The organism is Mesorhizobium sp. M8A.F.Ca.ET.207.01.1.1 (assembly GCF_004794715.1).
GTDB lineage: Bacteria > Pseudomonadota > Alphaproteobacteria > Rhizobiales > Rhizobiaceae > Mesorhizobium.
Map to the genome: position 1 here is coordinate 1 of NZ_SRUS01000324.1, position 330 is coordinate 330.

The window sequence follows — 330 nt, forward strand, 5'->3', positions numbered from 1 at the left end:
CGAAAAATTGCTCTCGGCCAGCGCAGAGGATGAGGCTGAGACGATTTTCAGAAGAGCATATCCGGAGCTCACCATCTCCGCTCCGGATTGGTCAAGGCAAGGGGCTGCGGGCGATGTCGTGGATGCCGAGCCTCAGGACGAGGGGAACTCGGACGCTGACGCTGAAAGTGCGAATGCGCTCTGGACTTCCATAAGAGAGTGGCTCGGTGATGTTGAAGACCTTAAGCAATCCATCGCACCTTCGGCCATCTTTTTGGGAAAAGTTTGGAGTCGTCTATTCTCAAGTCTACAGAAAGCATCCGACGAGTTCGTCCGGAGCTCGTCGGATGC

1 pseudogene is annotated in these 330 nt (G+C 55.2%); it reads left to right on the forward strand.

Features of this window, described 5'->3' with window-relative positions:
* Positions 1-330, forward strand: a pseudogene (locus tag EN850_RS36915) (hypothetical protein); the annotation flags it as partial.